This is a genomic window from Kribbella lupini (genome assembly GCF_039529595.1).
GTDB classification, from domain to species: Bacteria; Actinomycetota; Actinomycetes; order Propionibacteriales; family Kribbellaceae; genus Kribbella; species Kribbella lupini.
This window is the reverse complement of the sequence record NZ_BAAANC010000001.1, coordinates 1470610-1493127: the sequence shown is the minus strand read 5'-3', so window position 1 is coordinate 1493127 and position 22518 is coordinate 1470610. Positions and strand designations below refer to the sequence as shown.

The window sequence follows — 22518 nt, the reverse complement described above, 5'->3', positions numbered from 1 at the left end:
GTTATCTAGTGTCGAAGGATGAACCGGGAACGAGCACGGACAGCCGTCATCTGCGGAGTGCAGTTCATCGACGTCATGGGCGTCACGGTCGTGGTCGCGGCGCTGCCGCGGATGCTGGCCGACCTGCAGGGCTCGCCGACGCAGGCCGGCCTGCTGGTTCCGGCGTACGCCGTGGGCTTCGGCGGCCTGCTGCTGCTCGGAGCCAGACTCGGCGACGCGCGCGGCCCTCGTCGCGTGCTGCTGGCCGGGCTCGCGGTGTTCGCGCTCGGATCGGTGCTTTGTGCGGTCGCCCCGGCGGTGAGTTGGCTCGTCGCCGGCCGGCTGCTGCAAGGTGTCGCGGCGGCGATCAGCATCCCGAACGCCCTGGTCCTGCTGATCGGCGCGACCGAACCCGGCCGGTCACGCAACCGGGCGCTGGCCGCCTGGAACGCCACCGGCGGACTGGCCGGCGCGTCCGGGCTGCTGGTCGGCGGACTGGTCACCGACAGCCTCGGCTGGCGGGTGATCTTCTGGGCCACTCTGGCGGCAACCGCCGTACTGGCCCTGGCGATCGTGCGGCTGGTCGGCCCTGCCGACGCAAGAACGGCGACGTCGCTGAACGCCGGCTCGGTGGTCCTGCAGGTCGTGTCGGTCAGCGCCTTGGTCGCTGCTGCCAACGCCTTCGGCAGCTCCTGGCTCGCGGCGGGCCTGCTCGCCGTCCTGGCGATCGCCTTGGTGCCCGCCCTCGTCGTCCGGGAACGGTCGACGGCGAGTCCGCTGATCCCGCCCGGCATCTGGCGGCGGCACGGCACGGCCGGCGGGGTGATCGGGTCCTTCGGGATCACGGCGACCACCAGCACCTTCGTGGTGATCACGACGTTGTGGTTCCAGGACGCCCGCGGCCTCGGCCCGGGCGCGGCCGGGCTGATGATCCTGCCGTTCAGCTTCGCCGTCGTGCTCGGCGCCGCGCTCGCCGCCCGGCTGGTCAAACGCGGCGCGCGACTGGTCCTGGTGGTCGGCCTGATCCTCATCGGCCTCGGCGCACTGGGCGTGGTCCTCGAGCCGGAGATCCCGGTGACGGTCGTCGCGCTGGTTCTTAGCGGATTCGGCAACGGGATCGGCGCGGTCGCCGCCTACACGCTGGGCACGGACGTCCCGGCGGAGGAACAGGCGTCCGCCGCCGGACTGCTCAACACCGCCGCGCAGCTCGGTACGGCGGTGATGGTCGCGCTCGGAGTGGGGATCGCGACCGCCGTCGGCCCCGGCGTCGACCACACGTCAGGCTGGCTGACCGTCGCCGCCACGGCCGCCGCTGTGACCGCCGCGACCCTCGCGACGAGGCGCCGGACGGCGGCCGCGCCGCCCGCAGCAGACTCGGCAGCGCCGCCCACCACGGCTCCCGCGACGCCGCCCGATGCGGACTCCGAGGCGGCGGTGCCGGGGTGCCGTCGGCGCTAGCGGCTGATCCCGAGCGGGTCCGTGCAGACGCAGGCTTTGTTGCCGTCGGCATCGGCCAGTACGACGTACGACGGAGCCTCGCTGTCGTCCACGACCGTGCCGCCGGCGGCGACGGCCGCGGCGATCCGCTGCTCGGCGTACTCGGGGGCGACCCACACGTCGAGGTGGAAGCGCTGCCGCGGCGTCTCGTGCTGGTCGGAGTTCTGGAACCACAGGATCGGGACCCGCCCGGTCGCGTCGCGGACGTCGGTCGAGACGCTGCCGCGGCCGACCGCGGCCGTGTCACCGGTGAGCAGGGCGGCCCACATCGGCGCGAGCTTCGCCGCGTTCGCGGTGTCGAGCGCGAGCTCGATCGTGGTGATCCCGGCCGGGTCGGCCGTGACGCCCTGCGCGGCCGCGAGCTCGGTGATCTGCTGCGCGAGGTCGAGGTCCCGGCGGGTCGTGTACTCGACGACGTGCTCGACGCCGTCGACGACGTACACCGCGTCCTCGCTGATCAGCTTGAGGTCGACGAAAGTGTCGCCGAGCGTCACCCGCGGCTGGTGGCCGAACGCCGTACCGGCCTCCGCGATCGCGGCGACGAACCGGGCTCCGGCGCCGAAGTCGTCGACCACGTAGCGGGCGTGCAGGCCTTGTCCCAGTTTGCGCCAGTCGGTCAGGTTCGCGGCGGCGATCTGTGCGCCCGTCATCATCTCCATGGCCAGGACCCTAACGGCCGTCCCGGACGGTCCACTTCCGCAAAAGCCGCCGTGCACAGAACGCTGACACAACGTGCACACCGCCCTGCGACTGTCGATCCTGGGCGCGCGCGGGCGCGCCCAGGACGGAACAGGAGATCAAGCGGTGGACTTCAAGCTCGAGGTCGTGGTGGTACCGGTCGCGGACGTCGACAAGGCCAAGGCGTTCTACCAGCAGCTGCAATGGCGCGAGGACGCCGACTTCTCGGTCGGCGACGGCTTCCGGGTCGTGCAGTTCACGCCGCCCGGCTCGGAGTGCTCGATCATCTTCGGCACCGGCGTGACCAACGGTGAGCCCGGCTCGCTCCAGGGCCTGCAGCTCACCGTCAAGGACGTCGTCGCGGCCCGCGAGCACCTGCTCGGGCTCGGCATCGACGTCTCCGAGGTCTGGCACGACGCCGACGGCGTGTTCCACCGCGCCGGTACGGCGAACCGCGTGGACGGCCCGGACGCCGACCGCCGCGACTACGGGTCGTGGCTGTCGTTCGAGGACCCGGACGGCAACGGCTGGTTCCTGCAGGAGATCGTCACCCGCGCGCCGGGCCGCTGATCCGCTGCACCGGCCGGAAGTTCCGGAACCGGGAAGGGGGTGTGGAATGCGCATGCTGCCGGTAGCGTCCTGGGCGCAAGCGCTTTCCGCCCCAGTTCCAGGAGGTTTCGTGAGGCGTTCCATCTCCGCGGCGGTCGTCGTCGCGCTGGCGGCCGGCAGCGTGCTGGCCGCCGCCGGGCTCCCGGCCACCGCCGGTCGGCCCGACCGCGGCGCCGCCGTCACCGGCACCTACTCCAGCGGCGCCGGCCAGGCGTGGCAGCCGCTGCCGACCACGCACGTGACGCGCGACGAGGGCGGGGCCGCCGACGCGACCGTCGTCGTCGACCCGAGCACCCTGCGGCAGCAGTACACCGGCATCGGCTTCTCACTCGACGAAACCAGCGTGTCGAACCTGTGGAAGCTGACCCCGGCCGAGCGCGACCGCGCGATCCGCCTGCTGGTCGACCCACGCCAGGGCGCCGGCTTCGACCGTTTCCGGCTCACCATCGGCAGCCCCGACCTGATCGAGCACCTGCCGTTCTGGTCGTACGACGAGCTGCCCGCCGGTGTCAGCGAGGACTTCGGCCTGAAGCACTTCTCGATCAAGCGCGACGTCGACGCGCACATCATCGACACGATCAAGCTGATCCAGCGCTACAACCCGCGAGCGACGTTCTTCGCCTCGGCCTGGAGCGCGCCGGCCTGGATGAAGACCAACAACCGGTTCACCGGCGAGGTCGCGCTCAAGCCCGGCAGCACCACGTCGTACTACCAGGTCGGCAAGCTGCGGGACGACTGCATCGACGTGTTCGCCCGGTACTACGTCAAGTACGTCCAGGCGTACGCGAAGTACGGCGTGAAGGTCGACGCGCTGACGCTGCTGAACGAGCCGGGCATCGACGTGGTCTACCCGGCGATGGACATCAGCATCGCGCAGCAGCAGAAGCTCGCAGTCGCGATCAAGCGGGAGGTCCGGCGCGCCGGGCTCGGCACCGAGCTCTACGTGCACGACTTCAACTTCTACGACTGGCGCGACCCGAACAGCACCGAGACCAAGAACTACCACCGGATCTTCGACGACCCGGCGACGCGCAAGGCCAGTGACGCGATCGCGTTCCACCCGTACTGGGGTGACCCCACGGTGATGCGGGACGCGTACGAGCAGACCGGCAAGCCGGTGCACATGACCGAGACCAGCGACCTGAACCCGGCGACGATCCTGAACTACTTCCGGCTCGACGCGTCGTCGTACGTGATGTGGGCTCAGACCACCGACCAGGACGGCGGAACGCTGCACTGGACGCCGGCCCGCGACAACAACATCGACTGGGAGGAGGTCGGCCGGACCACCAAGTGGCCGAACCGCCTGGTCAAGGTCGACACGACCGCTCGCACCTTCACCGTGCGCGACGAGCTCTACGCGATGGGCCAGTTCGCCCGCTACCTCGGGCCGGAGCACACGCGGGTCGAGTCGAGCGCCACGTCGAACGGCGTCAGCAACGTCGTCTACCAGGACCGCGGCGACCACTTCGTCGCGATCCTCGGCAACTCCAACCCGACGCCGACCACCGTGCGCGTCGTGCTCGCCGGGAAGTCGTTCACGACGACCGTGCCCGCGAACTCGTTCGCGACGTACCGGTGGAAGGGCGACGTGCCGTCGGAGCACCACAACCGCGCGCCGGTGCTGAACGACGTGCCGGAGGTCGTCGCCGACCAGTACGCGACCACCCAGGTGCAACTGTCCGCGACCGACCGGGACCGTGACCGGCTCGCGTACTACGCCAAGGACCTGCCGGCCGGTGTCAGCCTGGACGCGCGCAGTGGCCTGGTGACGTTGCGCCCGACCACGGCCGGGAAGCAGGAGGTCAAGCTCCGCGTCACCGACGGTGCGGCGTACGACGAAATCACGCTGCACATCACGGTCAACGCCAAGGGCACACCGGTCGGCGAGAAGGTCGAGGCCGAGGCGTACGTCGCCCAGCACGGCTGGACCGACGGCGGCGCGAACTTCGTCGAGACCAACCCGTCGGCCAGCGGCGGCAAGAACGTGGGCTGGACGGCAGCCGGGAACTGGCTGCGGTACCGGCTCGACGTGCCGCAGGCGGCGACGTACCAGGTCGAGTTCCGGGCGGCGAACGGGACCGGGGCGGTTGCGACGGACGCCGTGTCCCTGCGCGACGCGTCCGGGGCGGTGCTCGCCAAGCTGTCGGTCCCGGACACCGGCGGCTGGGCGACGTACCAGTCGGTGACCGCTCAGATCACGCTGCCCGCGGGCGAGCAGGACCTGACGGTGTTCTGCGAGACCGGCGGGTTCAACGTGGACTACCTACGCCTCACGCCGTGACCGAGTGAACTCGTCGTCGGTGGGGCACTCTGGAAGGGTGCCCCCCAACGACGAGTTCGACCGTGACACGAATTACATCGCCACCCGGATCACCGCGGACGGCCGCGACGGCTTCGCCGTGGAGCCGGGCCGCTACCGGCTCGTGGTCGCGCGCGCCTGCCCGTGGGCGAACCGCGCGATCATCGTCCGGCGGTTGCTCGGCCTCGAGGACGTGCTCTCGATCGGGTTCTGCGGCCCGACGCACGACGAGCGGAGCTGGACGTTCGACCTCGATCCCGGTGGGGTCGACCCGGTGCTGAAGATCCCGCGGCTGCAGGACGCGTACTTCAAGCGCGACCCGCACTACGCGAAGGGCATCACGGTGCCCGCGATCGTGGACGAGACGACCGGCGCCGTGGTCACCAACGACTTCGCGCAAATGACGCTCGACCTGTCGACGGAGTGGACCGCCTTCCACCGCGAGGGCGCGCCCGACCTGTACCCGGAGGCGTTGCGCGACGAGATCGACGAAGTTGCCCAGCGCATCTACACCGACGTCAACAACGCTGTGTACCAGTGCGGTTTCGCCGGTTCGCAGGAGGCGTACGAGTCGGCGTACGACAAGCTCTTCGCGGCCCTGGACTGGCTGTCGGACCGGCTGATCGACCGCCGGTACCTGGTCGGCGACACGATCACCGAGGCCGACATCCGGCTGTTCACCACGCTGGTCCGCTTCGACCCGGTGTACCACGGCCACTTCAAGTGCAACCGCAACAAGCTCAGCGAGCAGCCGGTGCTGTGGGCCTACGCGCGCGACCTCTTCCAGACGCCGGGCTTCGGCGACACGATCGACTTCGAGCAGATCAAGCAGCACTACTACGTCGTGCACACCGGCATCAACCCGACCCAGATCGTGCCGAAGGGTCCCGAGCTCAGCAACTGGCACACGCCCCACGGCCGTGAGGCTCTCGGCGGCAAGCCGTTCGGTCACGGCACTCCCCCGGGACCGGTGCGTGACGGCGAACAGGTCCCGGCGATCTGACCGCTGGAACCTGGCCGACCGGTTGCTGCCGGTCGGTCAGGTGCCGGGCTTCTGCAGCAGGTAGTCCTCGGCGCGCATCGAGGCGGCCGGCTTGACGTCCTCCGGCAGAAGCTCGCGCAGGTCACGCTCGGTCAGGGTGTCGGGGTCGCGGCGGGCCAGGCGAGTCGCCTGGTTGGAGATCGCTTCCTCGAGCAGGTTGCGGATGAAGCGGCCGTTGCCGAAGTTGTGGCCCCGGGGCGCGGGCGGGATGACCTTGCGGACCCGCTCGAGCACCTCCGGGGTGTAGGCCATGCCCTGCTGGCGGGCCTGCAGCTCGAAGATCGCGACCAGCTGGTTGGTGTCGTACTCGCTGAACGACAGCAGCTTCGGGAACCGCGACTGCAGACCGGTGTTCGACTCCATGAAGCGCTGCATCTCGCGGTGGTACCCGGCGACGATCACCACGCACTTGTCGCGGTGGTCCTCCATCATCTTCAGGATCGTGGCGACGGCCTCGAGCCCGAAGTCGCCCGGCTGTCCCTCGGGCACCAGCGTGTACGCCTCGTCGACGAACAGCACTCCGCCGAGCGCCTCGCGGAACTTGGCCGCGGTCATCGGCGCCGTCGTCCCGACGGTCGGGCCGACCAGGTCGGAGCGGTCGACCTCGACGACGTGCCCGCTCTCGAGCACGCCGAGCTCCTTGTAGATCCGGGCCAGCAACCGGGCGATCGTCGTCTTCGCCGTACCGGGCTTGCCGACGAACACCATGTGCCGGGCGCGTTCCTGCGCGGGCAGACCGAACTCCTGGCGGCGCAGGTTGGTCTTGATCTCGGCGACCATCCGGCGGACCGCGTCCTTGACCGACTCCAGGCCGACCAGGGCGTCGAGCTCGGCCATCGCGCCGGCGTTCGGCGGGAGAGGCTCGGGCAGGACCAGCTGCTCGGGCTTGGGCTCGACCGGCTCGGGCTCTTCGATCTTCGGTGCTTCCACCTTCGGCTCGGGCTCCGGCTCGGGCTCCGGTTTCGGCTCGGACTTCGGCTCCGGTACGGCGACCTCGGGCTTCTTCTCGCCCCAGACCAGCTTGATCGACTCGTCCACCGCCGCCGGCCGCTCCAGCAGCCGGAAGAACGCGCCCAGATCCGGCACCTCCGGCTCCGGCCACGCCCCACGCTCCAGTACGCCGGCCAGGTGCACCGACACCCGCGTCGCCGCGGCCGCCCAGGCTCGCGCCAGGACCTCCTGGTCGTCGGTGACCGCCTGCGCGAGCCACGCCGTGTTCCGCGTCAGCCAGCGCCGCGGGTCGAAGCCCTTCTTGTCCAGGTCCGCGATCGCGTACTCGACGTCCCACCCGGCGACGCCGAGGACCTGCCCGACCGCCGCGGGCTGACCACGCAGGCCGATCGCCCGGATCATCCGCGCCAGCAGCTGCGCGAACTCCCGCGTCTCGTCGTCCGCAACCACCGCCGTCAGCTTCCCGTGGACGTCTCGCAGCGTGTCGAGCGAGTACTGCAACGCCGCCGCCGGCCCACCCAGCTCCGGCAGCACCGCCCGCTCCGCGTCACTCAGTACGGCGGTCCGCCAGAAGTGCGCGATCGTCTCGTAGTCCGCCGCCGCGTGCATCCGGGTCGCCTCGCGGTCCCCCAGCACCCGGTCGAACGCCGCCGTCAAGGCCTGCGCCCGCGCGGCCAGCGGGGGCGCGCCGACGAACAGACTCACCACGTCCCGCGACAACCGCAGCGCCTGCACCCGCGTCTCCGCGGGGAACCCGCGAGCCCCCGACACCACCTGCAACGGCCAGTCGGTCGCGCCGACGCGCACGACGTACCCGTCGCCGCCGACCCGCACCTGCGGCCGGTAGAAGTCCCGAGTCAGTACGGCGCCTAGATCGGCGTACTCGCCGCGCAGGACCGGCACCCACCCGGCCAGCAACGGCGCCACCTGATGCACGAACCAGATGGCCGCCGGCGTTCCCTCCACGAAGTCCGGAAACACCCCCGGCCGCAGGGCATCCGCCTCGTCGCTCCACTCCCGCAACCGCCCCCGCACGCCGTCGATCCAGGCGTCCGGCACCTCCCACGCCCCCTCAACGCCGAGGACGTCGAGCACACGCGGTCTCCGAGAGTGATCAGGCACAGGCATCACCTTAAACGCCCGATCGGCCACCGGTGGCACTCCCCGCTCGGCGACCAGCTGCCTGAGCCGCCTAGCGGGGCAGCTTCGGGTGACGGTTGACGTCCTTGTAGATCAGGTAGCGGAAGCGGCTGGGACCGCCGGCGTAGCAGGCCTGGGGGCAGAAGGCGCGGAGCCAGAGGAAGTCGCCCTCCTGCACCTCGACCCAGTCCTTGTTGAGCAGGTAGACGGCCTTGCCCTCGAGGACGTAGATGCCGTGCTCCATCACGTGCGTCTCCGGGAACGGGATCACGCCGCCGGGCTCGAAGGTCACGATGTTGACGTGCATGTCGTGGCGGACGTCCGTCGGGTCGACGAAGCGCTGGGTCTTCCAGCGGCCTTCCGTGCCGGGCATCTCGATGCCCTCGACGTCGACCTCGTTCGTCACCAGCACCGGCGGTACGTCGATCCCGTCGACCTGTTCGTACGCCTTGCGCAGCAGGTGGAACCGGCTCACCTGGTCGCTGGTGTTGCGCAGCGTCCAGTCCGTGCCCGGCGGGAGGAACGCGTACCCGCCGGGGGCCAGCTCGTGCTTCTCGCCGTCGGCGGTCAGGATCACGTTGCCCTCGACAACGAAGATGACGGCCTCCGCGCCGGGGTCGGTCTCCGGGCGATCGCTGCCGCCGCCCGGTCCGACCTCGACGATGTACTGCGAGAACGTCTCGGCGAACCCCGACAGCGGCCGTGCCAGCACCCACAGCCGGGTGCTGTCCCAGAACGGCAGCAGGCTGGTGACGATGTCGCGCATCGTGCCGCGCGGCAGGACGGCGTACGCCTCGGTGAACACCGCGCGATCGGTGGTGAGCTCGGTCTGCGCGGGGTGGCCGCCGGCCGGCGAGTAGTAGCGCGGCTGGTTCATCGGTGGTCTCCTCTGGTCAGCAGCCGGCCCGTGGGGCCGGCGTCGATGTCGACGGGTACGCCGCGCAACCAGGTCCGGCGGACGATGCCGGCGAGCGGCCATCCGGCGTACGGGGTGACGGCGTTCTTGTGCTGCAGGGTGTTCGCGTCGACGACGAAGGCGTCGTCGGGGGCGAAGACGCAGAAGTCCGCGTCGTGGCCGGGCTCGATCCGGCCCTTGTGGGTGAGTCCGGCTTGTTCGGCGGGGGCCTGGCACATCCAGCGCGCAACCTCCGCGAGGCCGAAACCGCGGCGGCGGGCCTGCGTCCACACCGCGGGCAGAGCGATCTGAAGGGAGGCGATCCCACCCCAGGCCGCGCCGAAGTCGCCGGTGTCCAGGTGCTTGAGGTCGATCGTCGACGGCGAGTGGTCGGAGACGACCAGATCGATCAGCCCCTCGCGCAGGCCGTCCCAGAGCAGTTCCCGGTTCGCCGCTTCGCGAATCGGCGGGCAGCACTTGTACGCCGTGGCGCCGGCCGGGATCTCCTCGGCACAGAAGGTGAGGTAGTGCGGGCAGGTCTCCGCCGTGATCCGTACGCCGCCCCGCCGGGCTCGGGCGATCAACGGCAGCGCCTCGGCGCTGGACACGTGCAGGATGTGCACCCGGCACCCGGTCCGCCGCGCCAACTCGATCACCACGGCGACGGCCGCGTTCTCCGCCTCGCGGGGGCGGGATCGCAGGAAGCCGTCGTACTGCGGACCGCTCGCTGCCGGCGCGGAATCGATCCGGTGCGCGTCCTCCGCGTGCACGATCAGCAACCCGTCGAAGGCGCCGATCGCGCGCATCGCCGCCTCGAGCTCCGCCTGCTCCAGCGCCGGGAACTCGTCGACGCCCGAGTGCAGCAGGAAGCACTTGAAGCCGAACACGCCCGCGTCGTGCAGCGGGCGGAGGTCCGCGAGATTGCCGGGGATCGCACCGCCCCAGAACCCGACGTCGACGTACGCCTGCCGCTCGGCCGTCTTCCGCTTCAGCTCCAGCGCCGCGACGTCGCAGGTCGGCGGGATGCTGTTCAGGGGCATGTCGACGATCGTCGTCACGCCGCCGGCGGCGGCCGCCTTGGTCGCGCTGGTGAAACCTTCCCACTCGGTCCGGCCCGGGTCGTTGACGTGCACGTGGGTGTCGACGACGCCCGGCATCAGCACCTCGTCGTTGCGCAGCACAATCTGTTCGGCGGCGTCGAGCTCGGTCCCGTACGGCGCGACGACCGCGATCCGGCCGCCCGCGACCCCGACGGCCAGCGGCTGCTCCCCCGCGGGCGTGACGACCCGGCGGGCCCGGATGACAAGGTCCAGCGAGGTCATGCGACGCCCCTCTCGGTCGATCTCATCGTAGGCCGATCCGTTCCCCGAGCCCTTGCAGCAACGGCACCGGGTCGGCGATGCACCTGCTCACGTCAGGCTCCAGATCCGTCAACGCGTACACCGCGTCGATCCCCGCCGCCCGTAATCTCCCGTCGTCCAGCCGGTTGGTCCCACAGACGGCTACCACGGGAATCCCCGCAGCCTTCGCCGCCGAGGCGACGCCGGCCACAGCCTTCCCGTGCAGGGTCTGCTCGTCCAGGGCGCCTTCGCCGGTCACCACCAAATCCACCCCCGCAAGGCGGTCCTGGAAGCCCACGAGCTCGAGCACAAGCTCGATCCCAGGCATCAGCTCAGCTCCAAGCACCGCCAGAGCCGCAAACCCAACACCCCCGGCTGCCCCCGCACCAGGAGAATTTTTGAGATCAGGCGCAACAAGCTCAGCCCAGTGCCCAAGTGATCTGTCCAGTACGTCGATCTGCTCAGGCCGAGCACCCTTCTGCGGGCCGTACGTCGCAGCGGCGCCAGACGGGCCGGTCAGCGGGTTGTCCACGTCGCAGGCGACAACCACCTCAACACCGTTGAACTGCTTGCGAAGCGACTCCAGCTCCACGGTGACCACCGCGGCCAGCGCCTCTCCCCCCTCCGGGATCTCGGCTCCTGTCGCGTCGAGCAGCCGGACGCCCAAGGCTCGGAGGAGTCCGGCACCCCCATCCGTGCTGGCACTGCCGCCGATGCCGAGGATCACTCGGGTGCAACCGGCAGCTACCGCGGCGGCAATCAGCTCGCCTGTGCCTCGAGTGGTGGCGGTCATGGGCGCGAGTTGACCTGCAGGAAGGCGGATCAGGCCAGAGACATCCGCTAGCTCCACCACCGCGGTGTCGTCGCGGCGGGCGTAGCCGGACACCACCGGCTCACCTGTGGGTCCACAGGTATCGACCGGGACCAGCTCGAAGCCCGCCGCGACGGCGGCGGCGAGGGTGCCGTCGCCGCCGTCGGCGATCAGGACCGTGTCGACCACGGCGTCCGGGCGAACCCGCCGTACGCCGTCGGCGACCGCGGCCGCGACCTCGGCGCTGCTCAACGTGCCCTTGAACTTGTCCGAGGCAACCAGCACCTTCATCAGCTGAGCGCGGCGATCGCGGTCGGCGCGTCCTCGGGCGACTCGGCGAGCTCCTCGAACTCGACCACGCCGTCGATCTCGGTGCCCATCGCAACGTTCGTGACGCGCTCCAGGATCACCTCGACGACGACCGGCACCCGGAACTCGACCATCAGCTTCTTGGCCTGCTCCAGCGCCGGCAGGATCTCGTCCGGCGCGGTCACCCGCAGCGCCTTGCACCCGAGGCCTTCGGCGACCTTGACGTGATCCACGCCGTACCCGCCGACCTCGGGGCTGTTGATGTTGTCGAACGACAGCTGCACGCAGTAGTCCATCTCCAGCCCACGCTGCGCCTGCCGGATCAGTCCGAGGTACGAGTTGTTCACCACGACGTGGATGTAGGGGATCTGGAACTGCGCCCCCACCGCCAGTTCCTCGATCAGGAACTGGAAGTCGTAGTCGCCCGACAGCGCGACTACCGTCGACTCGGGGTCCGCAACCGCGACTCCCAAAGTCGCCGGCACGGTCCACCCCAGCGGTCCGGCCTGGCCGGCGTTGATCCAGTGCCGCGGCTTGTAGACGTGCAGCATCTGCGCCGCCTGGATCTGCGAGAGCCCGATCGTCGACACGTAACGGGTTTCGGGCCCGAACGCCCGGTTCATCTCCTCGTACACGCGCTGCGGCTTGATCGGCACGCTGTCGAAATGCGTCTTGCGCTGCAACGACGTCCGGCGACCCGTGCACTCGGCGACCCACGAAGACCGATCGACCAACCGCCCAGCCGCGGCCCACTCCCGCGCCACCTCCACGAACACCGCCAAAGCGGCGGCCGCGTCGGACACGATCGAGTAGTCGGGTGCGAGCACCCGCCCGATCTGCGTCGGCTCGATGTCCACGTGCACGAACTTCCGGCCCGCCGTGTACGTCGGGAGCGAGCCCGTGTGCCGGTTCGCCCACCGGTTCCCGATCCCCAGCACGAAGTCCGAGGCCAGCATCGTCGCGTTCCCGTACCGGTGCGAAGTCTGCAGCCCGACCATCCCGGCGGCCAGCGGGTGGTCGTCCGGGATCGTCCCCCACCCCATCAACGTCGGGACGACGGGAACGCCGACCAGCTCGGCGAACTCCACCAGCAACGACGAAGCGTCGGCGTTGATCACGCCGCCACCCGAAACGATCAACGGTCGCTCGGACGCGTTGAGCATCTCCAGCGCCTTCTCCGCCTGGGCCCGCGAAGCGGCGGGTCGCGTCACCGGCAGCGGCTCGTACGTGTCGATGTCGAAGTCGATCTCGGCCAGCTGAACGTCCACCGGCAGATCGACCAGCACCGGCCCCGGCCGCCCTTCGCGCATCAACCAGAACGCCTTCTGGAAGGTGCCCGGAACCTGCGCGGCCTCCATCACCGTCACGGCCCACTTGGCCACCGGCTTGGCGATCGACGCGATGTCGACGGCCTGGAAGTCTTCCTTGTGCAGCTTGGCGACCGGAGCCTGACCGGTGATGCACAGGATCGGGATCGAGTCCGCGGACGCGGAGTACAGGCCGGTGATCATGTCGGTACCGGCCGGTCCCGACGTCCCGATGCAGACGCCGATGTTGCCCGCGGTGGCGCGGGTGTAGCCCTCGGCCATGTGCGAGGCGGCTTCGACGTGGCGGGCCAGCACGTGCTTGATCCCGCCGTGCTTGCGCATCGCGCTGTAGAACGGGTTGATCGCGGCACCGGGCAGCCCGAACGCCTGCGTCGATCCCTCCTTCTCCAGGATCAGGACCGCGGCGTCGACCGCGCGCATCCTGGCCATCAGCCGATCTCCTTGCCGGACAGCCGCTCCACGCCACGCAGCAGCGCGGAGTGGTCGAGCCCACCGTCACCGTTGGCGCGAGCCGACGCGACGAGCTGAGCAACCAGAGCACCCAGCGGTACGACGACGCCGGCCTCGCGGGCGGCCGCCGTGACGATGCCCATGTCCTTGTGGTGCAGGTCGATCCGGAAGCCGGGGTCGAAGGTCCGCGACAGCATGTTCTCCTTCTTCTGGTTCAGGACCGCCGAGCCGGCCAGTCCCCCGCCCAGCACCTCGAGCGCGGCCTTCGTGTCGACGCCGTACGCCTCGAGGAAGACGACGGCCTCCGACAGCGCCTGGATGTTCGCGGCAACGATCAGCTGGTTGGCGGCCTTGACGGTCTGGCCCGCGCCGTTCCCGCCGACGTGCACGATCGTCTTGCCGACCCGGTCGAACAGCGGCTTGGCGGTCTGGAAGTCCTCGGCCTCACCGCCGACCATGATCGACAGCGCGGCGTTCTCCGCCCCCGCCTGACCGCCGGAAACCGGTGCGTCGAGCAACCGGAACCCGTTCGCCCGGGCCTGGGCGGCAAGCTCGATGGTGACGTCGGGCCGGATGCTGGAGAAGTCGATGACCAGGGCACCGGTCGGCGCGTTCTGGAAGACTCCGTCCGGACCGGCCAGCACCAGCTCGACGTCCGGCGAGTCCGGCACCATCACGCAGACCACGTCCGCGTCCTTGACGGCGTCCGCGATCGACGCCGCGGCGACACCGCCGGCCTCGACCAGCGGCTTAGCACGGTCCATGTCGAGGTTGTACCCGGCGACGCGGTGGCCGGCGTTCGCGAGGTGCACGGCCATCGGGCTGCCCATGATGCCGAGGCCGATGAAGGCGATGTTGGTCATTGGATGCTCCAGTCAAAGCTCTTGAGAGTGGTGGTCGACGGCTTGTACTCCAGTCCGACCAGGCCGGTGTAACCACCGGCTTCGAGCGCGCTCAGCTGCGCCCGCAGCGGCAGCGTGCCGGTGCCGGGCTCGTTGCGCCCGGGCGAGTCCGCGATCTGCACGTGCGCGATCCGATCGATGTGCCGGGCAATCACCTGGTCGACGTCGTCGCCGTTGACCGCGAGGTGGTAGAGGTCCGCGAGCAGCCCGACGTTCGGTACGTCGTACGCCGCTTGCACGCGGTCGATCACGGCCAGCGCGTCGGCCGCGGTCAGCAGCGGATACCGCTCGGCGCCGCTGACCGGTTCGACCAGTACGACGGCTCCGATCCGCGCGGCGGCCTCAGCCGCCAGCCCGAGGTTCTCGACCGCAAGCTCGTCCTGCTCGGCCGGCTGGGCCGAGTCGACCCGGTTGCCGTACAGCGCGTTGAACGCCCCGCACCCGAGCCGCTCGCCGATGCCCACGGTGACGTCGAGGTTGTCGCGGAACTCCCCCGACCGCTTCGGCCAGGACACCAGGCCGCGGTCGCCGCCCGGCATGTCGCCGGCGAAGAAGTTGAGCCCGGTCAGCTGGACCCCGGCGTTGTCGATCGCCCGCACGAACGCGTCGATCTCGGCGTCGGCCGGGACGGCCTCGGCGAACGGCCACCAGAACTCGACGGCGTCGAACCCGGCCGTCCGCGCGGCGGACGGTCGCTCGAGCAGCGGGAGTTCGGTGAACAGGATCGAGCAGTTCACCGTGTAGCGCAGCATGATCAGGCCTCATCTTCCGCATTGTGGAATCTAGTTTCTGTCTTGCGAAAGGACGATAAGTTGCCCGCACCGGCAGCGTCAAGCGCCCCGGGCGCTGTAGGTTTCTCCAAAGGGGCCGGAGGTGATCGCGTGCTGCTGTCCGAACTGTTCGACGCGCCGGAGCTCGGCCTGCGGTTGCTGCACCAGGCCCAGGACGCCGCCGACCGCCCGATCGGCCGGCTCGTCACGACCGACTTGCTTGAGCCCGGCAACTACCTGAGCGGCGGCGAACTGGTCCTGACCGGTCTGGTCTGGCGCCGCGGCCCCACGGACAGCGAGACCTTCGTGGCGTCGGTCGCGGGCCGCGGCGCGACCACGATCCTGGCCGGCAAGGCGCTGTTCGGCACGATCCCCGAAGACCTGGTCGAGGCCTGCCGCCGCCACCAGCTCACGCTGGTCGAGGTGCCGACCGAGGTCGCGTTCGCGGACGTCACGGAGTACGTCGCGGCCGCCACCGACAGCGGCGCCCGGCTCTCCGCCAGCCTGGTCCGCCAGCGCCAACTGCTCTCGGCCATCGCGTCCGGCCGCAGCCTCGACGAGCTCGCGGCCCAGATCTCCGCCGACATCGGGCACACCTGCCGGGTGATCACGCCGACCGGGCGGCACGTCGTACCGGGTCCGGAGCCGTTGGACGACCTGACGCTCGACGCGGTCACTCGCCGGTTCCTCACGGCCGACCGCACACCGGCCGTCGCCGACGCGGGCGACGCGGCGTACAGCGTGTTCCCGGTCGGGTCCGGCCTCGGCAACCGGTTGACCGCCTGGCTGCTGGTGATCGAGGGCGACCACTCGCAGTGGCCGCGCGACCAGGTCGAGACCGTGCACGAGCTGTGCGCCATCGCCGCCCTCGACCGCGTACGACGAGACGAAGGCCGGCACGCCTTGCGGCCGCTGATGGCCGACGCGTTGAGCCTGGTCGAGTCCGGCGGACTGTTGCCCGAGGTCACCACCCGGCTGCGCCAGGCCGGCGCCCAGCCCGACCGGCCGATGGTGGTCGTCGTCGCCGAGCTGCACACGCCGCAGCCCGCCGACCAAGCCCCGCGGGACGCCGAGGTCGCGGTCACGGTGTTCGAGGACGTGGCCGGCACGATCGGGCCGGCGACCGTTGCCCCCGGCCGGGACGGCCTCCTGATCGGATTGTTGCCTTCAGCCCCTGATTTGCCAGTGCTCCTGCGCCGCGCCTTCGGTCGGCTCGCTCCCGGCCTCGGACGCTCCAGGATCGCCGTCGGCATCAGCGGCGAGACCTCCGTCGACGCCCTGGCCGGCGCACTGGAGGAAGCGCGGTTCGCCCACCGGGTCGCGCGCGCCGGCATCACGCCCGTGTCGGTGGTCACCTCGGACCAGGTCGCGTCCCACGTGCTCCTGCTCGCCACAGTGCCGGACGACGTACGGCGTACGTACACGCACCGCGTGCTCGGCCCGGTGCTCGAGCACGACCGCAAGACCGGCGGCGACCTGCTCGCCACGCTGCGCGAGTTCCTCGCCTGCTCGGGATCCTGGGCGCGGACCGCCGAGGCGATGCACCTGCACGTCAACACGGTCCGGTACCGGATCGAACGCGTAGAGCAACTGACCGGTCGCGATCTGTCCCAGCTCGAGGACAAGATCGACGTGTTCCTGGCGCTCAAGTCGCTCTGAGCCCCGCTCTTTGGGTGATCGCACAGAACCGGGCGGGCCGGAGCGGGCGAACTTCGGAGGTTCCTCGCTAGCCCGGGACCGCGCGGTGAACGCAAGCTGTCGTGCAGGTCACAATCCCCGCCGCCGACCCCTTGGAGGGTGTTCGATGAAGGCAGCCCTGCGCCCCCGCCGCCACACCGCCCGTCATCCCGTCGACGAGGTGATGTCGCCCGGCCGACTCGCGATCTACGGCACCCAGCACGTGCTCGCCTTCTACGCCGGCGCGGTGATCGTCCCGATCCTGCTGGCGAACTCGATCGGCCTCAGCACCGAGCAGCTGGTGCACCTGATCAACGCCGACCTGTTCACCTGCGGCATCGCCTCGATCATCCAGTCGGTCGGCTTCTGGAAGGTCGGCGTCCGGCTCCCGCTGCTGCAGGGCGTGACGTTCACCGCCGTGTCGCCGATGATCGCGATCGGCATGGCCGCCGGCGGCGGCACGGACGGACTGCTGGTCATCTACGGCGCGGTCCTGGTCGCCGGTCTGGCGACGTTCTTCATCGCACCGTTCTTCAGCCGGCTGATCCGCTTCTTCCCGCCGGTCGTCACCGGCTCGGTGATCACGATCATCGGCCTCGCGCTGCTGCCGGTCGCGGCCGGGGACGCCACCGGCGGCGCAGGGCCGACCTCGGACCCGACCAGCGGCAAGAACCTCGCGTACGCGCTGGGCACGCTCGGACTGATCGTGCTGATCCAGCGGGTGTTCAAGGGCTTCATGGCGACGGTCGCCGTCCTGGTCGGCCTGGTCGCCGGCACGCTGGTCGCCTGGGCGTTCGGGGACGCCCACTTCGGCGCCGTCGCCGACTCCGGCTGGGTCGGAGTGACCACACCCTTCTACTTCGGCTGGCCGCAGTTCTCGATCGCCGCGATCATCTCGATGGTCGTCGTCATGCTGATCACCGCGGTCGAGACGACCGGCGACGTGTTCGCGACCGGTGAGATCGTCGAGAAGCGGATCGGCCGCGAGGACGTCGCCCGGGCCCTGCGGGCCGACGGCCTGGCCACCACCATCGGCGGAATCTTCAACTCCTTCCCCTACACCTGCTTCGCCGAGAACGTCGGCCTGGTCCGGTTGACCCGGGTGAAGAGCCGCTGGGTGGTCGCGGCGGCCGGCGTCATCATGATCGTCCTCGGCCTGCTGCCGAAGGCCGGCGCGATCGTGGCCGGCATCCCGCACCCGGTGCTCGGCGGTGCCGCCCTGGCGATGTTCGCGACCGTGGCCGTCGTCGGCTTCCAGACGCTGACCAAGGTCGACTTCCACGACCACCGCAACGTGGTGATCGTCGCGACCAGTGTCGGGCTGGCCATGTACGTGACCGCGCAGCCGCAGGTCGCCCAGGCCGTGCCCGACTGGGCCGAGATCATCTTCGGCAGCGGCATCACGCTCGGCAGCCTGACCGCGATCCTGCTGAACCTGCTGTTCCACCACGTCGGCAAGGACTTCGGCCCGGCGGTCGCCGGGCAGCCGGGAGCCAGCGCCGTCCGGCTGGACCAGGTGAACAAGATGTCGCAGGAGGAGTTCGTCGAGACGTTCGCCGGGCTGTTCCAGGGACCGCGGTGGATGGTCGAGCGGGCCTGGGAGATGCGGCCGTTCGCCGACACCCACGCGCTGCGGCGGTCGTTCCAGGAGGCGCTGTTCTCCGGGTCGGTCGAGGAGCAGCGTGAGCTGATCGAGTCCTACCCGCAGCTCGGGTCGCAGTTCGTCGCCGACGGTCTGAGCGGCGAGGCGTCGCTGCGGGACCAGGCCACCCGCGGGCTCACCTTCCTGGCCGAGCCCGAGCGGGACGAGCTGGCGGCGATCACCGAGCAGTACCGCGAACGCTTCGGCTTCCCGCTGGTCATCTCGGTCCGCGACGCGGACTCGTTCGCCAAGATCGTCGAGCAGGGCCGCGATCGGCTCGGCAACTGCGAGAACCAGGAGCACGCCGCCGCGCTGCTCGAGATCGCGAAGATCGCCGGCTACCGCTTCGACGACTTCCTGAGCGACGCCAACCCCATCCACAGCGCACGCACCCGCTGGAGCAGCAACCGATGAGCACGCATCTCAAGGTCAACGGCGCCGACGTCTCGCTGGACGGCGCCGGGGTCCACACCACCACCCTGGACTGGCTCCGCGACCGCGGCCTGACCGGCGCGAAGGAGGGCTGCGCCGAAGGCGAGTGCGGCGCCTGCTCGATCCTGGTCGCGCGGCCGGGCATCGACAGCCCGACCGAGTGGACGGCGATCAACGCCTGCCTGGTCCCGGTCGCCGCTCTGGACGGCCAGGAAGTCATCACGTCGGAAGGCCTGGGCACGAGCTCGGCCCTCCACCCCGTCCAGCAGGAGATGGCAGTGCGCGGCGGCTCCCAGTGCGGCTTCTGCACCCCGGGCTTCGTCTGCAGCATGGCCGCCGAGTTCTACCGCCCAACCCGTACGGCGTGCACAGGAGATGGTGAGCACGGCCCGAACGGATTCGATCTGCATGCATTGAGTGGGAACTTGTGCCGTTGTACGGGGTACCGGCCGATTCGCGACGCTGCCTACGCGTTGGGTGAGCCGGACGTCGACGACAAGCTGGCTGCTCGTCAGGCGGCTGCTCCTCCGCCGGCGGCGGTGACTCGGGTGGTGTCGGGGGACTCCGAGTTCGTGCGGCCTGCGCGGTTGAGCGACGTACTCGACATCCTTGCCGAGAGCCCGGAAGCCAAGGTCGTTGCCGGGTCGACCGATATGGGGGTCGAGGTGAACCTTCGGGGCGTTCGGTCTCCTCTGGTGGTTGCTGTCGATCGGCTGAGTGAGCTTCGCGAGTTCGAGGTCAGTGACGACCAGATCCGGATCGGCGCCGCGCTGACGCTGACCGAGATCGAGCGGATGCTCGCGGGGCGGGTCCCGCTGCTCGAGCAGATGTTCCCGCAGTTCGCCTCGCGGCTGATTCGCAACGGCGCGACCATCGGCGGCAACCTCGGGACCGGCTCACCGATCGGCGACACCCCGCCCGCCCTGCTCGCGCTCGACGCCCAGCTCGTCCTGGCGTCCCGTCGCGGCGAGCGGGTCGTTGCCCTGGCCGACTACTTCACCGGCTACCGGCAAACCCTCAAGTCCCCCGACGAGCTGATCCGCGCGATCCTCGTCCCGCGGCCCCTCGCTCCGCTGACCGCGTTCCACAAGATCGCCAAGCGCCGCTTCGACGACATCTCCAGCGTGGCCGTCGGCTACGCGCTCGACGTCGTCGACGGGATCGTCCGCGAAGCCCGCATCGGCCTCGGCGGCGTCGCCGCCACCCCGCTGCGCGCGACGGCGACCGAGCAAGCCCTGATCGGCCGCCCGTGGACCGAGCGCACGGTCCGCGAGGCCGCCGCGGTGATGGCGACCGAAGGCACCCCGATGGACGACCACCGCGCCAGCGCGTCGTACCGGTCGGCGATGCTCGGCCAGTCGCTCCTCCGCTTCCACGCCCAGCAGCTCGACGTCGAGGAGGTCAGCGCATGAGCCAGTTGTCCGAGCGTCCCGCCCAGGCGGTGGTCGGTGTACCGCTGCCGCACGAGAGCGCCGCGCTGCACGTCACCGGCGAGGCCCTCTACACCGACGACCTCGTCGTCCGGACCCGCGACGTCCTGCACGCCTACCCGGTCCAGTCCCCGCACGCGCACGCCCGGATCCTCGACCTGCGGGTCAAGCCGGCGTACGACGTACCAGGTGTTGTCCGCGTCCTGACGTCCGACGACGTCCCCGGGATCAACGACGCCGGGGTGAAGCACGACGAGCCGCTGTTCCCCGACACCGAGGTGATGTTCCACGGCCACGCGATCTGCTGGGTGCTCGGCGAGACGCTCGAGGCCGCGCGACTCGGCGCGGCGGCGGTCGAGGTCGAGTACGAGGAACTGCCGTCCCTGGTCACGGTCCGCGAAGCGATTGCCGCAGGCAACTTCCAGGGCACCGGCCGGCACCTCGAGCACGGCGACGTCGAGAGCGCGCTCTCCGAGGCGGTACACGTGTTCCAGGGCGAGTTCGAGTTCGCCGGGCAGGAGCACTTCTACCTGGAGACCCATTGCGCGCTCGCGCTGGTCGACGAGGGCGGTCAGATCTTCGTCCAGAGCAGCACGCAGCACCCGTCGGAGACCCAGGAGATCGTCGCGCACGTGCTCGGTGTCGCGAGTCACGCGGTGACCGTGCAGTGCCTGCGGATGGGCGGCGGCTTCGGCGGCAAGGAGATGCAGCCGCACGGGTTCGCCGCGATCGCCGCGCTGGGCGCGACGCTGACCGGACGACCGGTTCGGCTGCGGCTCAACCGCACACAGGACGTGACGATGTCCGGCAAGCGGCACGGCTTCCACAGCCGGTGGCGGGCCGGGTTCGACGACGAGGGCCGGATCGTCGCGCTCGACGCGACGCTCACCGCGGACGGCGGCTGGAGCCTCGACCTGTCCGAGCCCGTCCTGGCCCGCGCGATGTGCCACATCGACAACGCGTACTGGATCCCCAACGTGCGCGTCGACGGACAGATTGCCAAGACGAACAAGACGTCGCAGACCGCGTTCCGCGGGTTCGGCGGCCCGCAGGGCATGCTCGTCATCGAGGACCTGCTCGGGCGCTGCGCGCCGTTGCTCGGATACGACGCGATGGAACTGCGGCGGCGCAACCTCTATCAGCCCGGCCACACCACGCCGTACGGGCAGCCGGTCCGGCACGCGGAGCGGCTCGAAGCGTGCTGGAGCGAGGTGCTGAGCAACGGCGAGATCGCGCGCCGGCAGGAGGAGATCGCGCGGTTCAACGCGGAGCACCCGAACCGCAAGCGCGCGCTCGCGGCGACACCGGTGAAGTTCGGGATCTCGTTCAACCTGACCGCGTTCAACCAGGCCGGTGCGCTGGTGCACGTCTACAAGGACGGCTCGGTGCTGATCAACCACGGCGGCACGGAGATGGGCCAGGGGCTGCACACGAAGATGCTGCAGGTCGCGGCCACGACGCTCGGCGTACCGCTGGAGCGGGTGCGGCTCGCGCCGACGCGCACCGACAAGGTGCCGAACACGTCGGCGACCGCGGCCAGTTCGGGCGCCGATCTCAACGGTGCGGCGATCAAGAACGCCTGCGAGCAGATCCGCGAGCGGCTCGAACAGGTCGCCGGTGGGCGCCTCGGGATCAGCCCGCACGACGTCCGGTTCGTCGACGGGATCGCTCGCGGGCTGTCCGGTGACGGCGTGCCGTGGGAGGAGATCGTGCACAGCGCGTACCACCAGCGCGTCCAGCTCTGGGCGGCCGGCTTCTACCGGACCGAAGGGCTGCACTGGGACGCGAACGCGATGCACGGCGAGCCGTTCAAGTACTTCGCGTACGGCGTCGCGGCGTCCGAGGTCGAGGTCGACGGCTTCACCGGCGGCTACACGCTGCGCCGGGTCGACATCGTGCACGACGTCGGCGACAGCCTCAGCCCACTGATCGACGTGGGCCAGATCGAGGGCGGTTTCGTCCAGGGCGCCGGCTGGCTGACGCTGGAGGACCTGCGCTGGGACGAGAGCGACGGCCCGAACCGCGGGCGGTTGGCGACGCAGGCGGCGAGCACGTACAAGCTGCCGAGCTTCTCGGAGATGCCGCAGGTGTTCAACGTGCACCTGCTGGAGAAGGCGCACGAGGACGGCGCCGTGTACGGCTCCAAGGCGGTCGGCGAACCGCCGCTCATGCTGGCGTTCTCGGTGCGAGAAGCCTTGCGCCAAGCCGCCGCTGCGTTCGGCCCGGCCGGAACCAGCGTCGACCTCCCCTCCCCCGCAACCCCGGAAGCGGTGTTCTGGGCACTGGAGAAGGCACGTTCCGTACAACCTGCTTTGAGTTTGAGTGGTGTCTGAG

Annotated in this window: 16 protein-coding genes; 8 read left to right on the top strand and 8 right to left on the bottom strand. The window is 70.3% G+C overall.

The window, feature by feature from the left end:
- Positions 1-18: 18 nt before the first annotated feature.
- Positions 19-1437, top strand: a complete 1419-nt coding sequence (locus ABD235_RS06775) for an MFS transporter (RefSeq protein WP_344171067.1) — start codon at positions 19-21, stop codon at positions 1435-1437.
- On the opposite strand, the gene ABD235_RS06770 is transcribed toward ABD235_RS06775, so the two are convergent.
- A complete protein-coding gene (locus tag ABD235_RS06770; RefSeq protein ID WP_344171064.1) occupies positions 1434-2135 on the bottom strand; it encodes a VOC family protein in 702 nt (233 codons plus the stop codon). The two genes, ABD235_RS06775 and ABD235_RS06770, sit on opposite strands and share 4 nt — an antisense overlap.
- A 145-nt stretch (positions 2136-2280) precedes the next feature.
- Between ABD235_RS06770 and ABD235_RS06765 the strand changes: the two genes are divergently transcribed.
- The 3 genes from ABD235_RS06765 to ABD235_RS06755 all read left to right on the top strand — a co-directional run bounded on the left by ABD235_RS06765 (position 2281) and on the right by ABD235_RS06755 (position 6068).
- Complete coding sequence (locus tag ABD235_RS06765; protein ID WP_344171061.1) at positions 2281-2724, top strand: VOC family protein; 444 nt, start codon at positions 2281-2283, stop codon at positions 2722-2724.
- Between the two features lie 109 nt (positions 2725-2833).
- Positions 2834-5047, top strand: coding sequence for a carbohydrate-binding protein (locus tag ABD235_RS06760; protein ID WP_344171058.1), 2214 nt, complete (start codon positions 2834-2836; stop codon positions 5045-5047).
- A 37-nt stretch (positions 5048-5084) separates the two neighbouring features.
- Positions 5085-6068, top strand: coding sequence for a glutathione S-transferase family protein (locus ABD235_RS06755; RefSeq protein WP_344171055.1), 984 nt, complete (start codon positions 5085-5087; stop codon positions 6066-6068).
- A gap of 36 nt (positions 6069-6104) precedes the next feature.
- On the opposite strand, the gene ABD235_RS06750 is transcribed toward ABD235_RS06755, so the two are convergent.
- The 7 genes from ABD235_RS06750 to ABD235_RS06720 all read right to left on the bottom strand — a co-directional run bounded on the left by ABD235_RS06750 (position 6105) and on the right by ABD235_RS06720 (position 14985).
- The gene (locus ABD235_RS06750) at positions 6105-8180 is read right to left on the bottom strand and encodes an AAA family ATPase (RefSeq protein WP_344171052.1); all 2076 of its coding nucleotides are present in this window, start codon (positions 8178-8180) and stop codon (positions 6105-6107) included.
- 70 nt (positions 8181-8250) lie between these two features.
- Positions 8251-9075 carry a bifunctional allantoicase/(S)-ureidoglycine aminohydrolase gene (locus tag ABD235_RS06745; RefSeq protein WP_344171049.1) on the bottom strand — a complete coding sequence of 275 codons (825 nt, stop codon included), beginning with the start codon at positions 9073-9075 and terminating at the stop codon, positions 8251-8253.
- Positions 9072-10415 (bottom strand): allantoinase AllB, encoded by a 1344-nt coding sequence (gene allB, locus ABD235_RS06740; RefSeq protein WP_344171046.1) that lies wholly within the window; start codon positions 10413-10415, stop codon positions 9072-9074. Before allB ends, ABD235_RS06745 begins: the two co-directional genes overlap by 4 nt.
- 22 nt (positions 10416-10437) lie before the next feature.
- Positions 10438-11535 carry a glycerate kinase gene (locus ABD235_RS06735; protein ID WP_344171043.1) on the bottom strand — a complete coding sequence of 366 codons (1098 nt, stop codon included), beginning with the start codon at positions 11533-11535 and terminating at the stop codon, positions 10438-10440.
- Positions 11535-13310 (bottom strand): glyoxylate carboligase, encoded by a 1776-nt coding sequence (gene gcl / locus ABD235_RS06730; RefSeq protein ID WP_344171041.1) that lies wholly within the window; start codon positions 13308-13310, stop codon positions 11535-11537. The genes ABD235_RS06735 and gcl overlap by 1 nt, the downstream gene beginning before the upstream one ends.
- Entirely contained in the window at positions 13310-14194 is an 885-nt protein-coding gene (locus ABD235_RS06725) for a 2-hydroxy-3-oxopropionate reductase (protein ID WP_344171038.1), read from the bottom strand. The genes gcl and ABD235_RS06725 overlap by 1 nt, the downstream gene beginning before the upstream one ends.
- Positions 14191-14985 carry a hydroxypyruvate isomerase family protein gene (locus ABD235_RS06720; RefSeq protein ID WP_344171036.1) on the bottom strand — a complete coding sequence of 265 codons (795 nt, stop codon included), beginning with the start codon at positions 14983-14985 and terminating at the stop codon, positions 14191-14193. Before ABD235_RS06720 ends, ABD235_RS06725 begins: the two co-directional genes overlap by 4 nt.
- A 129-nt stretch (positions 14986-15114) precedes the next feature.
- On the opposite strand from ABD235_RS06720, the gene ABD235_RS06715 reads away from it, so the two are divergent.
- The 4 genes from ABD235_RS06715 to xdhB all read left to right on the top strand — a co-directional run bounded on the left by ABD235_RS06715 (position 15115) and on the right by xdhB (position 22517).
- Complete coding sequence (locus ABD235_RS06715; protein ID WP_344171033.1) at positions 15115-16662, top strand: PucR family transcriptional regulator; 1548 nt, start codon at positions 15115-15117, stop codon at positions 16660-16662.
- A 145-nt stretch (positions 16663-16807) separates the two neighbouring features.
- A complete protein-coding gene (uraD, locus tag ABD235_RS06710; protein ID WP_344171030.1) occupies positions 16808-18736 on the top strand; it encodes a 2-oxo-4-hydroxy-4-carboxy-5-ureidoimidazoline decarboxylase in 1929 nt (642 codons plus the stop codon).
- On the top strand, positions 18733-20166 hold the full coding sequence (locus tag ABD235_RS06705; protein ID WP_344171027.1) for a xanthine dehydrogenase small subunit: 1434 nt from the start codon (positions 18733-18735) through the stop codon (positions 20164-20166). The genes uraD and ABD235_RS06705 overlap by 4 nt, the downstream gene beginning before the upstream one ends.
- On the top strand, positions 20163-22517 hold the full coding sequence (xdhB, locus tag ABD235_RS06700; RefSeq protein ID WP_344171024.1) for a xanthine dehydrogenase molybdopterin binding subunit: 2355 nt from the start codon (positions 20163-20165) through the stop codon (positions 22515-22517). Before ABD235_RS06705 ends, xdhB begins: the two co-directional genes overlap by 4 nt.
- The last annotated feature ends 1 nt before the right edge of the window (position 22518 follow it).